Genomic DNA, 12,306 nt, shown 5'->3' with positions numbered 1-12,306 from the left:
TGCACGTATATTGCGTTAGATGCAATATAGAGCCGTGAAGGCCTGATCAGCAAGGCGCGATACACTCGCGTTGTCGTTCAAAGCGCCCCGGATTCGCCAGGGAGAATCCTCGAACCGTGCATCCGATGCAACTCCACCGGGTTCTCCGGATCGCTCATCTACATCGGAAACGTCGGCACCGGATTTTCTTCGAGACAGCGCCGCGAACTACGCGAACAACTCATCGACATCGAACGACCCACCAGCCCGTTCGTGAGCGCACCGCCACGAGCAATCGCCCGCGAAGCCCGCTGGTCAGAACCACTTTTAGTGTGCGACGTCGAGTACCGCGAGTACACCGGCGGCGGACTCAGACACCCTGCATTCAAAGGTATGCGCATCGACAAGACCGCCACCGACGTCGACCTCCCCGGACGCCACTGACCACCACCGGCCCGACGAAACCGACGGGAACTGGGGCGGATCGTCAAGCGAGTCGCCCTTCAAGGTCCGGTGCGGACTGAGAAGTACGTGCTTGGCTCGGCTGTGAGGCGGATCTGACTCCCACCTCACAGCCAGAGCGTCGAGCGCGACTACCGCAGTGCTGTCAACGTGAACTGAGGATCTGGTCGAAGGCGGCAATCATGGCAATTGCGGTAGTGATGGATCCGATGGGCTCGTAGTAGGCCGCTCCGATTGCGGCAGCGGTACCGATGGCGCCCAGTAACAGCAGGCGAAGCAGCCTTCGAGGAGGCGGGACATCGCCCCTCTCTGGTGCTGTGGGGTCCGTGGGGGATAGCGTCATGACACGTCCTCTTTCTACTTTGTCGTGATTGCGGGCGATGACGGCTCTCCGTTGGCGCGGAGGGCCGTCGCTGTGCGAGCAGCGATGGCGTTGCCGTCACCCACTACTGCACTCGACGAGGAGAGCTTTGTCGAGTACGGTTCAGGGAGCGGAGTTCACGCTTTGACCGGACTTCGTAACTAGTTACTTTGAGACACGGAAACAGGAACAAGGAAAAAGGTTCATAGGGCCGGTCTATCGGTAACCATTGAACGTCCAAATATTGAGGGTGCGAAGTGCCGATCGCTGACGAATTGAAGTCCCGTCGAGACCATCTCGACGCGATAGTTGCCGGCAAAAACCTCGACAGTGTGGTCCGAGCGAACCTTCAAGAGGTATGGAAGAAGAGCGCTCCTGCCGAGATAGTCATCCGGTCAGGATTCGCACGTCGCATCCCGGAATTGGTTGACTCCGAGATCGACGGCATCTCGATAAGGGACAAGCCGAGGCCAGTGCTCCCGAGGCGTCCACCTTTGTCGGTGCTAGCCCAGAAGTCCAAAGGCGTTGGGCTTCGTCTTGCCGTCACGCTTCCATTCCTGGTGCAATCCGATCGACACCTGATCGAAGCTGACTCCAAGTTCCGTTGGCCAATCGAGAGCACACATCCAAGCCCGAGTGCGCTCCTCGATGTTGTAGTCGTCAACGCAAATCACATCCCGGGGAAGAAAGAATTTGAGGTAGACAAGGCGGCCAACCGCAAACGTCAGATAGGTCAGGCCATCACGGCACTCGCTGAGCCGGAAGTGAATCTGCTGTGGCTGCCGGAAGCAAAGGGCCAGGGATACCGAAAACACAAAGACATTCGACTGAACCTGGAAGATGGCGGGCACAGGCGCACAGTGAGGACCCGCTACCAAGTACCAACACCGACAGAGCAAGTCATTCGGATTCCCGCCAACTTCTACCTCAACGGCTGGATTCATGCATTGTCGAACCGCGAAATCGCTATGTGGCTGATGCTGCGTGACTTGCATGGACTCGCGGGCGGACCTCCTGGCACCGAACTGGATATTATTGCCCGCGATCGAATCCTCAACTACGACCTGACCAGAGCAGCCTGGGAGTCTTACCGGAGGCTTGCGGACTACGGGTTGATCACCTTCAAGGCGGATCCGAATCGTCGCGCCGATGGGACTGTCGAGGGTGGACGTAGGAGGCCTGAATCTGAACGTCACAGGTTCTATCTCACCGACGATGGGTTGAACGAACCTGGAGTGGCAACTGTGTCGAAACAGATTCATGAGGAGTGCGACCGCCTATAGCTCTCAAGAGTCGGCGCACTAGCTCATTTCCGGGTGATGATCGTCCGCAACACGAAGCGGAACACCACCGCTGTACCGGCCCCGACTGCGACGCCAGCCACCACGTCGGCGAGGAGAACTCCGACGGTGACACCGAGGGCCGTTGCGGCCGCGATCGCCAACGCGACATCGGTAGGCGCCGGCCGAGGGCTGGTGATCGCACTTCCCCTTTCGCGACAGTCGACGACGTACTCGCAGAGATCATCACACGCCGTTTGACGCGGAAGTCGGACCCACGCTGTTCAATGGGACGGGAACCGACTACGAGGAGGTCAGGCCATGTGCGGGCGCTACGCAAGCAAAAGCTCAAGCAAGGAATTGCAGACGTTCTTCGATACCATGCAAACCGTCGGCGACGAACTCCCACCGTCCTACAACGTCGCCCCCACACAACCTGTCCGTGTGATCCTCGAACGAACCCCACACGAGGAACCCGATGCCGAGCCCAAGCGCCAGCTCCGGACCGTCAATTGGGGCCTGTTGCCGGCCTGGGCCAAGGATCGAAAGATGGCGTCCAAACTCATCAACGCCCGCAGTGAAACCGTCACGGAGAAGCCCTCATTCAGAAGTAGTGCTTCCAAACGGCGTGCCATCATCCCGGCCGCCGGATACTACGAATGGATGAAAAGTGAAGCAGGGGACAAGATTCCATACTTCCTTCACGGTGAGGACGACATCCTTGCAATGGCCGGACTCTACGAGTTGTGGCCCGATCCTGAACTGCCCGAAGATGATCCGAACAGGTGGGTATGGACCTGCACAGTCTTGACTCGGCCAGCCAGCGATGTCACGGGACACATACACGACAGATCCCCGCTGATTCTGCCCGAATCATTCTGGGAACACTGGCTCGATCCGACACTCACCGATAAAGGTGAAGTCCAGGCCATGATCAACTCCGTTCCGGAGCCGCACCTCGAACCCTACGAAGTCTCGACCGCTGTGAATTCTCCGAGGAACAACGATCCGAGCTTGCTCGAGCCGGTGGCCCGACCGTAGCGATCCAGACCTCTTTCGATACGGTTCTGATCGAACTTGTGTTCGAGTACCCTGGGTGCGCGGGTCGTACGCGCGGATCCAGGAAAGCGGGGCGACGATGAACCAGCAGCCCCACTCATCAGCGGAAACAATGCTGACCAAGGCGGAAAAGCTCGAACAGCTACGCCGCAAGATGGCCTCGATCCCTGCCCGCTCCGACGGCACCGAACCCGCTACGCCGTCGGTGATGCTCAAACCCGTCGGCGAGCGCGAGCCGACTCCGATCGTGGCCACCGCGCAATCGACCCTCCGGATGCTTCCCGTTCCGGAGCCGATCGGTGATCTGCTCCCACGCGGCGGGCTGGCCCGAGGAACCGTCGTCAGCGTCGACGGCGCAGCCTCGGTCCTGATCGGACTCCTCGCCACCGTCACCGCCGCCGGTGGGCACGTTGCGGTGATCGGAATGCCCGGACTCGGACTCCTCGCCTTCCACGAGCAAGGTGGCGACTTGGCGAAGGTCGCGTTCTCTCGGGTTTTCAGTTCTGTGGCGTGATGTCGTGCAAGGATGCACGAAGGGCGTTCTCGCACCGTTTCTTTGGGGGTGTGGTTGCTGTTGTTCTCTGTGGTGCCAGGAGAGGAGATGCTGTGAAGGCTTTTCTGGTGCGGATGCCGTCGGGTGGGCGGTATTGGACGGTGGTCGACGGCGGTTACGACGTGATGGCGGTGGCGGACCGCTATCTGCGGGAGTTGCGGTTCGGTCGGGATCGAGCGGAGTCGACGACGAAGGCGTACGCGCAGAGCATCGCATTGTTCCTCCGATGGTGCGATCGCACCGGCCGTCAATGGCCCGCTGCGGCAAGAGATATGGGTCTGTTCATCGTGTGGTTGAAGTACACGCGCGTGGACGGCTCGCCGGTGGTGGCGGGGCCGGGTGCCGAACCGGTTCGGGGTGCTTCTCGGATCAATCAAATTCTTGTTGCGGTTCGCGGCTTCCTCTCGTTCGCGGTGGTGGCGAAGGAAGCGCCGGGGGCGGTGCTCGAGCAGCTCTACGAGCTCGCCGACACCCGTGATCTGCCGTTGGCAGCGCAGGGAGAGGACGGAATCCTGCGTTACCGCTTGCGAGCCCGACACAGTCTGCGGGAACCCCGAACAGACGTCGATCGGGCAAGCGACGACGAACTCGTCGCGCTTTTTCGGGTGTGTCGGTCTGCGCGGGATCGGTTGATTGTGTTGCTGCTTTCCCGTGCAGGGTTGCGGCGTGGTGAGCTCGTGGGTGTGCGCCGCAGTGATGTGCATTTGTTGCCGGATAATGCGGTGCATCGGTGTCTGATTCGTGGGGCGCATGTGCACGTGGTGCGGCGCGAGAATTCGAATGGTGCGGTGGCTAAATCGCGTCACCCACGAGCGGTTCCGCTCGATTTCCTGGTGGTACGTGCTCTCGATCTGTACTTGCTTGAGCGCGCGACGAAACCTGCTGCCGCAGAGTGCGACTTCCTGTTGGTCAACTTGTTTCGGGAGCCGCTGGGTGCTCCGATGACGGTGGGCGCGATCAACGAGCTGTTCGAGGCGTTGTGTGCGCGGGCGCAGCTGGGCCGGCCGATTTCGCCGCATCAGTGCAGGCACGGGTTCGCCAGCAATCTGGCCGATTCCGGCGCGTTGCTCGACGAGATACAGGGGTTGCTCGGGCACGCGTCCCCGATGTCGGCGCAGCCGTATCTGCATCCGTCACCGGATCGGTTGCGGGACGCGGTCGAGCGGGTTCCGTCCCCGCGCGCGATGATCGAGGGTTTGTCGTGACGACCTCACAGGCGTTGCCCCTCTTCGATGTCAGGGACGACGATGCCGTTGTCGCGTCGTTGTGGGAACAGATCCGACCTGACTTCCTGGAAGTGTTGGGATGGACTGAGCGAAGGGTCACGTACTTTCCACGTGAGCATCCGCAGTTGGGATGCAGGCAATGCGTGGTGACCGGTTGTGGGATCAAGGCCGACAATCCGCAAAGTTTGTGTCCTTTCTGCCGGAAGCGGTGGATTGCCGATGGCCGCCTGCCTGTCGAGGAGTTCGCGAAGACACCTCGGCAGTGGACGCAGTCCGGTGCGGGCAGGTGCGCAGTGCCGGACTGTGCGAGACCGTGGGTCTCGCGCCACGCAGTGTTGTGCCATTCGCACCACTGGTCGCGCGTGAAGACGGCGAACGTGTCCCTGGAGGAGTTTCTGGCGCGGTCCGGGGTGGTCGCATTACCGTCGTTCGGACCGTGTCAGGTAGCGGCATGCACCCGCGACCGCAGCACAAGTGGGGCGTACTGCGTCAACCACTCTCTGCATTGGAACCGCTTGATCGCTGATGCCGCGATCGGTGGGCAGGAGGTGGACGAACCACGATTTCGGCGTACTTCTGCCGCGATTCCGACGGTCAACGAATGCAGCCTGCGGGGCTTGCCGGATCGCGTTGTCGCCGAAGTACTTTTCGGCGTGCAACACCGGACGGAGTGGGGTGCGAAGACGCTGCCCGAGCACGTCCGCCCGCTGATCGCGAAACTGCTGGCCGAAGAGTGTCGGTCGGTTGAGGAGGTGGATCCGACGCAGCTGGCGGAGAATTCGAAGATCCTTTGTCGGTACATCGTCAAGTCGGTGCGGCGATTGAGGTTGACTCCGGAAACGGAACGAGTCAAAGACGACTGGGACACTTCGGTGTTCGGTTACACAGGGACGCTGCGGTTCGGGAAGATCTCGCAACCGTGGTTGCGGGAAGCGGCCAAGATTTGGGCGTACAACGATCTGCCTCAGCGGCGCTCACTGAACGCGAAAGCTGCCGCGCAGAACGACCTCCGCTCTCTGGCGAGATTGTCGGAAAGCTTACGGTTGCAACGACCGAGTGACCACGGCAACGACCCGCACCTGCTTTCTCGGAGCGATATGTGTGGATTTCTGAATCGGTTGACGTTTTTGTGCGCGGACGGAACGATCAGCGCGAAAACCCGGCATGTCACGGTGCAGGATCTTCGTCGATTGACGGGGAAGATGCGTGCGCTGGGCCTGACCCGCCCGGGTCAGCCGATGCAGGGACTTCCGGACGACTTCATCCTGTATCCGGAAGACATACCTCAGGAAGGTGATGTCGAGAAGGAATGCAGGGATCTTCCGATCGAGGTGATGCGGCATATCTGCGAACATCTCGACGAATTGGAGCAGGCAAGCACGAGAGATATTCGAGTGGCGGTGGAGTTGATCATCGATACCGGACGGCGACCGGATGAGATCTGCCGGCTCGACCTCGACTGCTTGGACCGGGACGAGCAGGGCAAACCTGTCCTCGTCTACACCAACTTCAAAGCCGATCACCGGGGTGCGCGTCTGCCGATCGCCGAAGCCACTGCTGCCACGATCATCGCCCAATGCGAGCGCGTCCGTGCTCGATTCCCCGATGAGCCGATCGAGACGCTCAAACTCATCTCCGCTCCGACACGAAATCCGCACGGACGGCGGGCGTTGAATGACAAATACCTCAGCAAACGCCATCACGAGTGGATCCTCACTCTCCCCGACATCAGCATCCCGATGACCGTGGAATCCGACGGCAAACGGGTGACGAAAATGTTGCCGTTCAATCGGTCCCAGATATTTCTCTACGCCTACAGGCATACATACGCCCAGCGCCACGCCGACGCAGGTGTGGGCGTGGATGTCTTGTGCCAGTTGATGGGTCATCGATACATCGGCACGACACAGGTGTATTACCGCGTCGGTGAAGACAGGCGCAGGGAAGCCGTCGATCGGCTCACGAGTATGCACTTCGATCGACACGGAACCAGGATCTGGCGTGAAGCGACCGCGCTACTCGATTCCGAACACCTCCGCCGCGCGGTCGGCGAGGTCGCCGTCCCCTACGGAAGCTGCAGCGAACCGAGCAACGTTGCCGCCGGCGGGCACGACTGCCCGATCCGGTTTCGATGCGTCGGCTGCTCACACTTCTCGACCGATGTGTCGTACCTGCCCGACCTCGAAGGTTATCTCGCGGCGTTGCTGCGTAGCCGTGAGCGACTTCGCGGTGCGTTCGTCGCCGATGACTGGGCCACGGCAGAAGCGATGCCCTCGGAAGCGGAAATCTCCCGCATCCGTCGCCTGATCTCACAGATCAAAACCGAGGTCGATGACTTACCTACCACGGATCGCGCTCAGATCGAGGAATCGATCGGAATCGTGCGCCGGGCCCGCACCACCGTCGTCGGTCTCGGGACACCGCAGGTCAGGCAACCGCTCCCCGATGTCCGGCCGGACAGGACATCTGAGCAATGACGAACCCGATGATCAACGGACGCCGCGCTGACACCTCTCGTCGCAGGCAACGAGTACTGACCACACTCGAAGGCGCTGTGGCGGTCGGAACGCAGATCAGTGTCGCCGGGATCGCCCGAGCAGCGGGAGTGGACCGCACCTTCCTGTACCGCCACAAGGACCTGCTCTCTCAGATCTATACCGCTCAAGCTGCGCCGACAAGCATTACGGCGAATGAGGCTGCGGTAACGCGAGAATCGTTGCACGCGGACCTCGCCAACGCACAGCAACGCATCACCCGCTTCGCCGCCCACAACGCGCTCCTGGAGCGGAAACTCTCCGAACTGCTCGGGCAACAGGTCTGGCGCGAGTCCGGGCTCGGCGCACCCGCCGACGTCGAACAACTCCAACGCCGCATCACCTCGCTCGAGCAGCAGGTCGTCGACCTCACCGGCCGCCTCGAAGAACGCGATCAAGAACTCGACGCAGCCCGGACAGCCAACCGCGAACTCTTTGCGAATATGAACAGAACCTGACTATGTCGTATTTGGTTCGAAGGCAACAGTTTTGAACATTCAAAAATTCAGGCCCAGTTCGTACGGAAACAGTGCCCATCTGCAGGGTCCGAGAGTTCTATTCCGAAAAGAAATTTGGTATGTCCTGAACGATTTTGCGTCTCGAAGGACACCGAGATAACACAGGGGTGCGATGACATGCAGTCAACGACGGAGTCGAATGTGTTCGATGGAGGGTGGATGCAATGTTCGTTGGCTGCCGTATGTGTCCGGGCTGCCGTAGTCGATGAGACGGACGGTCACGGCGCTGAGGTTAGCCTCGATGATCTGCGCCGTCAGCCATCGATCTCCGTCACGAAATTCCCAGTTTTGAGCCAGGTAGCTCAACCCGTGGTTGGTGAGGTATTCAGTGGCGGTTTCGTGTGTTGTCGCTTCAGTGAGGGGATAGCCGAAGAGCGTGCACGGCTCGAACAATCCAGTCGCGTTCCCTTTCAGCAGGCCGATGAGTTCGCCGTCGTCGTCGCGATGCACAGGTTCAGGGGATCGCATCAGTGAGTGTCCTTCTCGGGTTGGTTTGTGCGGGTGAATGATTGCCCTCTCAGCTCTTGTGCAAATTGTGGATACATTGCGATGACCGCGTCGATGACTCGTTGAGTTTGCTCATGATGAAAGGAGATCCCCGCACGTTCGTCGGCGGAACCGTCGTAGCGGGTGAGATCTTGCCGTTCTCCGCGTTTCCACACTCCGACGACCTTTTGTGAATCGCTGATGACCTCGTCAGGTCTTCCATCGACCAGCACCAGGTCGGCGATGGCACCAGGAATGATCCGCCCGCGGCCGACGAGTGCGAAGACCTCCGCCGGATCCGCGGTCGCAGCACGTAGTGCAGCAACAGGTGAGAGTCCCGCGGCCACCAGATGCTGTAGCTCCCTATGCAGCGAGGCCCCGTGAACCGTGCCGGGGTTCGGTGCGTCCGTTCCCGCGAGGATTGTGCAACCCGCTCGGTGCAGAGCCCCGACATTCTGTGCTGCGATCTCGAATGAAGGCATCTGGGGTGGCATCCACCGTTTCGATTGAGCTTCGAGTACGTCGATCCACGCCGGACTGAGTGCATCGACCAGAGCCGCTTGGGTGAGCAACGGCGCCGGTTCGCCGGGGGACGGAAACCCGTCTTGGATGGAGAGGGTGGCGATGACCGCCGCCTTGGCCTCGACGATCGCGGCGATCTGGGCGTGCGTCATCTCATCCGTCGGTGCGTGAGCGAGAACATCGACTCCGCAGTCGACGACCTCGACCGCGTCGACAGCCTGATGCGCGTGTGCAACTGCGAGCATGTTCTCCGCATGTGCCGCGTCGACGAGTGCGCGGATGGTCGGAAGTTCGAGTGATGGCAGCGTCATCCCGACCCCTTGGCCGCTCTCGTAGAACAGTTTGAGGTAGGTTGCGCCTTCGTTGCGCCGGGCCCGGACGAAATCCGCCGCCTCCTGAGCGCTGCTGACATACGGGAACGGTGCGTACATCATCGACGGATGCCCACCGGGTGCGGTGGCACCGATACTCGAACTGAATACCGTCGCGTTCCCCCGCTCGTGGCCTTCGCTGATGGCGCGCTGAACGAGTGGCGGCTTACTGAACATGTCCAGGACCGTGGTCACACCGAACGACAGTGCTTGTGCAGGAGCACCGGGGAGCAGATGGACGTGTGAGTCGATGAGGCCCGGAACCAGAGTGCCTCCGTGTCCGTCGATCAGGTCATCGTGGGCGCGAGCGATGACCAGATCGCCGAGTTCGACAATCGTTCCCAGTTCGAGCCGGACCGCTGTTGCAGCGATGAGATCCAGGCCGTCGAAGACACGCACGTTCGTGATAGTTGTTCCCATGTCTGGAACGGTAGAAGTTGACACAATGTGAAGGTCAAGTCGTGAGCAGGTGGGAGGTTCTGTGGTGGAACTGTCGATAGGACAGGTGTCTCGGCGAGTGGGAGTTTCCGCGCGAACGCTCAGGCATTGGGATCAGTTCGGATTGTTCACTCCGACCACGGTGTCCGGCAATGGTTATCGCTGGTATGACGAAGTGCAGTTGCCACGCTTGTATCGAATTATTGCTTTACGTCGCAGTGGATTAGGGCTGGACGAGATTCGCGACGTCACGGTTGGAGGTGACGGCGAAGCCGAGTCGCTTCGTATCCATATCGATGCCCTCACGGTGGAGAGGGATCGTCTCGATCGACTCATCTCCACCCTCGAAGAACACGTCGTGTCGCTCGAGAATGCGTCACCTTACGACGAGGAAAGGCATGAGCGAGAGTTCTCCGCGTTCACAACCCGGCTCGACGACAGATTCGGCAATGCCGTGTCGGAGATAGCGGGATCTCTCCCTCCCACGGCGATGACCGATGCCGACGTAGCGCACATGAGCGCTCAGCAATCTCGTCTACTGCAGAAATTTGCGGATCTCATGGCTACAGGAGCCGCAGCCACCTCCGAAGAAGTCCTTGATGTCGTCGCCGAACACTATGCTGCGGTGAGCCAATTTTGGACGCCTTCGGCGTCGGCATATCGGTCACTAGGCAAGATGTATGTGGACGATCCACTCCAGCGAGGTTTCGTGGAGACGATTGACCCGGCCCTTCCTGAATGGCTCGCGGAGGCAATCGGAGCGTACGCCGAGCAGCGTATGCCGCCGTGATGCGTTGGATTGAAAGATCCGGCCCGCTACGGATGTGGATACCCGGCGATCGAGTAGCCCGTTGACCACTCGAGGCTCTCTGTACTACACCTCTGTCGATCTGTTGCGCCCACACCTAAGCCTCTGAGCTGCAAAGTCTTCGCGCTGGCGGCGACGAACAGAATTACTCCCCTAGAGAAGTCGCGTTCTCTCGGGTTTTCAGTTCTGTGGCGTGATGTCGTGCAAGGATGCACGAAGGGCGTTCTCGCACCGTTTCTTTGGGGGTGTGGTTGCTGTTGTTCTCTGTGGTGCCAGGAGAGGAGATGCTGTGAAGGCTTTTCTGGTGCGGATGCCGTCGGGTGGGCGGTATTGGACGGTGGTCGACGGCGGTTACGACGTGATGGCGGTGGCGGACCGCTATCTGCGGGAGTTGCGGTTCGGTCGGGATCGAGCGGAGTCGACGACGAAGGCGTACGCGCAGAGCATCGCATTGTTCCTCCGATGGTGCGATCGCACCGGCCGTCAATGGCCCGCTGCGGCAAGAGATATGGGTCTGTTCATCGTGTGGTTGAAGTACACGCGCGTGGACGGCTCGCCGGTGGTGGCGGGGCCGGGTGCCGAACCGGTTCGGGGTGCTTCTCGGATCAATCAAATTCTTGTTGCGGTTCGCGGCTTCCTCTCGTTCGCGGTGGTGGCGAAGGAAGCGCCGGGGGCGGTGCTCGAGCAGCTCTACGAGCTCGCCGACACCCGTGATCTGCCGTTGGCAGCGCAGGGAGAGGACGGAATCCTGCGTTACCGCTTGCGAGCCCGACACAGTCTGCGGGAACCCCGAACAGACGTCGATCGGGCAAGCGACGACGAACTCGTCGCGCTTTTTCGGGTGTGTCGGTCTGCGCGGGATCGGTTGATTGTGTTGCTGCTTTCCCGTGCAGGGTTGCGGCGTGGTGAGCTCGTGGGTGTGCGCCGCAGTGATGTGCATTTGTTGCCGGATAATGCGGTGCATCGGTGTCTGATTCGTGGGGCGCATGTGCACGTGGTGCGGCGCGAGAATTCGAATGGTGCGGTGGCTAAATCGCGTCACCCACGAGCGGTTCCGCTCGATTTCCTGGTGGTACGTGCTCTCGATCTGTACTTGCTTGAGCGCGCGACGAAACCTGCTGCCGCAGAGTGCGACTTCCTGTTGGTCAACTTGTTTCGGGAGCCGCTGGGTGCTCCGATGACGGTGGGCGCGATCAACGAGCTGTTCGAGGCGTTGTGTGCGCGGGCGCAGCTGGGCCGGCCGATTTCGCCGCATCAGTGCAGGCACGGGTTCGCCAGCAATCTGGCCGATTCCGGCGCGTTGCTCGACGAGATACAGGGGTTGCTCGGGCACGCGTCCCCGATGTCGGCGCAGCCGTATCTGCATCCGTCACCGGATCGGTTGCGGGACGCGGTCGAGCGGGTTCCGTCCCCGCGCGCGATGATCGAGGGTTTGTCGTGACGACCTCACAGGCGTTGCCCCTCTTCGATGTCAGGGACGACGATGCCGTTGTCGCGTCGTTGTGGGAACAGATCCGACCTGACTTCCTGGAAGTGTTGGGATGGACTGAGCGAAGGGTCACGTACTTTCCACGTGAGCATCCGCAGTTGGGATGCAGGCAATGCGTGGTGACCGGTTGTGGGATCAAGGCCGACAATCCGCAAAGTTTGTGTCCTTTCTGCCGGAAGCGGTGGATTGCCGATGGCCGCCTGCCTGTCGAGGAGTTCGC

Annotated in this window: 15 protein-coding genes and 1 pseudogene; 10 read left to right on the top strand and 6 right to left on the bottom strand. The window is 60.7% G+C overall.

All coding sequences use genetic code 11. The features are described 5' to 3' along the window. Positions 1–42 precede the first annotated feature (42 nt). Positions 43–423, top strand: coding sequence for a hypothetical protein (locus H7C86_RS08150; protein ID WP_182261379.1), 381 nt, complete (start codon positions 43–45; stop codon positions 421–423). 163 nt (positions 424–586) lie between these two features. Here H7C86_RS08150 and H7C86_RS08145 read toward each other — a convergent pair whose 3' ends face one another. Continuing rightward, positions 587–784 (bottom strand): hypothetical protein, encoded by a 198-nt coding sequence (locus H7C86_RS08145; RefSeq protein WP_182261372.1) that lies wholly within the window; start codon positions 782–784, stop codon positions 587–589. Between the two features lie 24 nt (positions 785–808). On the opposite strand from H7C86_RS08145, the gene H7C86_RS08140 reads away from it, so the two are divergent. Both H7C86_RS08140 and H7C86_RS08135 read left to right on the top strand, forming a co-directional pair. Next, complete coding sequence (locus tag H7C86_RS08140; RefSeq protein ID WP_182261371.1) at positions 809–967, top strand: hypothetical protein; 159 nt, start codon at positions 809–811, stop codon at positions 965–967. A 335-nt stretch (positions 968–1,302) separates the two neighbouring features. Next, positions 1,303–2,085 (top strand): hypothetical protein, encoded by a 783-nt coding sequence (locus H7C86_RS08135; RefSeq protein ID WP_182261370.1) that lies wholly within the window; start codon positions 1,303–1,305, stop codon positions 2,083–2,085. 23 nt (positions 2,086–2,108) lie between these two features. Here H7C86_RS08135 and H7C86_RS08130 read toward each other — a convergent pair whose 3' ends face one another. Further along, on the bottom strand, positions 2,109–2,246 hold the full coding sequence (locus H7C86_RS08130) for a hypothetical protein (protein WP_182261369.1): 138 nt from the start codon (positions 2,244–2,246) through the stop codon (positions 2,109–2,111). Positions 2,247–2,403: 157 nt separating this feature from the next. Between H7C86_RS08130 and H7C86_RS08125 the strand changes: the two genes are divergently transcribed. The 3 genes and pseudogenes from H7C86_RS08125 to H7C86_RS08115 all read left to right on the top strand — a co-directional run bounded on the left by H7C86_RS08125 (position 2,404) and on the right by H7C86_RS08115 (position 4,899). Then, positions 2,404–3,123, top strand: coding sequence for an SOS response-associated peptidase (locus H7C86_RS08125; protein ID WP_182261368.1), 720 nt, complete (start codon positions 2,404–2,406; stop codon positions 3,121–3,123). Positions 3,124–3,220: 97 nt separating this feature from the next. Further along, a pseudogene (locus H7C86_RS08120) lies at positions 3,221–3,625 on the top strand (hypothetical protein); the annotation flags it as partial. A 143-nt stretch (positions 3,626–3,768) separates the two neighbouring features. Continuing rightward, complete coding sequence (locus H7C86_RS08115; RefSeq protein ID WP_046380351.1) at positions 3,769–4,899, top strand: site-specific integrase; 1,131 nt, start codon at positions 3,769–3,771, stop codon at positions 4,897–4,899. A gap of 5 nt (positions 4,900–4,904) precedes the next feature. Here the strand turns inward: H7C86_RS08115 and H7C86_RS36955 are convergent, their stop codons facing one another. Beyond that, on the bottom strand, positions 4,905–5,102 hold the full coding sequence (locus H7C86_RS36955) for a hypothetical protein (protein ID WP_167343368.1): 198 nt from the start codon (positions 5,100–5,102) through the stop codon (positions 4,905–4,907). A gap of 180 nt (positions 5,103–5,282) precedes the next feature. Between H7C86_RS36955 and H7C86_RS37175 the strand changes: the two genes are divergently transcribed. Together H7C86_RS37175 and H7C86_RS08105 are read left to right on the top strand one after the other, a co-directional pair. Then, entirely contained in the window at positions 5,283–7,397 is a 2,115-nt protein-coding gene (locus tag H7C86_RS37175; RefSeq protein ID WP_259349065.1) for a site-specific integrase, read from the top strand. Further along, a complete protein-coding gene (locus H7C86_RS08105) occupies positions 7,394–7,912 on the top strand; it encodes a DUF6262 family protein (RefSeq protein WP_182261366.1) in 519 nt (172 codons plus the stop codon). Before H7C86_RS37175 ends, H7C86_RS08105 begins: the two co-directional genes overlap by 4 nt. A gap of 183 nt (positions 7,913–8,095) precedes the next feature. Here the strand turns inward: H7C86_RS08105 and H7C86_RS08100 are convergent, their stop codons facing one another. Beyond that, positions 8,096–8,440, bottom strand: coding sequence for a hypothetical protein (locus H7C86_RS08100; RefSeq protein WP_172932873.1), 345 nt, complete (start codon positions 8,438–8,440; stop codon positions 8,096–8,098). Then, a complete protein-coding gene (locus tag H7C86_RS08095; protein ID WP_182261365.1) occupies positions 8,440–9,771 on the bottom strand; it encodes an amidohydrolase family protein in 1,332 nt (443 codons plus the stop codon). Before H7C86_RS08095 ends, H7C86_RS08100 begins: the two co-directional genes overlap by 1 nt. Positions 9,772–9,835: 64 nt before the next feature. Between H7C86_RS08095 and H7C86_RS08090 the strand changes: the two genes are divergently transcribed. Next, on the top strand, positions 9,836–10,579 hold the full coding sequence (locus H7C86_RS08090) for a MerR family transcriptional regulator (RefSeq protein ID WP_182261364.1): 744 nt from the start codon (positions 9,836–9,838) through the stop codon (positions 10,577–10,579). A 328-nt stretch (positions 10,580–10,907) separates the two neighbouring features. Then, complete coding sequence (locus tag H7C86_RS08085; protein ID WP_046380351.1) at positions 10,908–12,038, top strand: site-specific integrase; 1,131 nt, start codon at positions 10,908–10,910, stop codon at positions 12,036–12,038. A 5-nt stretch (positions 12,039–12,043) separates the two neighbouring features. Here H7C86_RS08085 and H7C86_RS36950 read toward each other — a convergent pair whose 3' ends face one another. Continuing rightward, positions 12,044–12,241 carry a hypothetical protein gene (locus tag H7C86_RS36950; RefSeq protein ID WP_167343368.1) on the bottom strand — a complete coding sequence of 66 codons (198 nt, stop codon included), beginning with the start codon at positions 12,239–12,241 and terminating at the stop codon, positions 12,044–12,046. Between the last annotated feature and the right edge of the window lie 65 nt (positions 12,242–12,306).

The organism is Rhodococcus sp. UFZ-B548, assembly GCF_903819475.1.
In the GTDB taxonomy this organism is placed as follows: Bacteria; Actinomycetota; Actinomycetes; order Mycobacteriales; family Mycobacteriaceae; genus Rhodococcus_F; species Rhodococcus_F erythropolis.
Note: the sequence above shows the minus strand (reverse complement) of the source record. Positions and strands in the feature narration are given on the sequence as shown.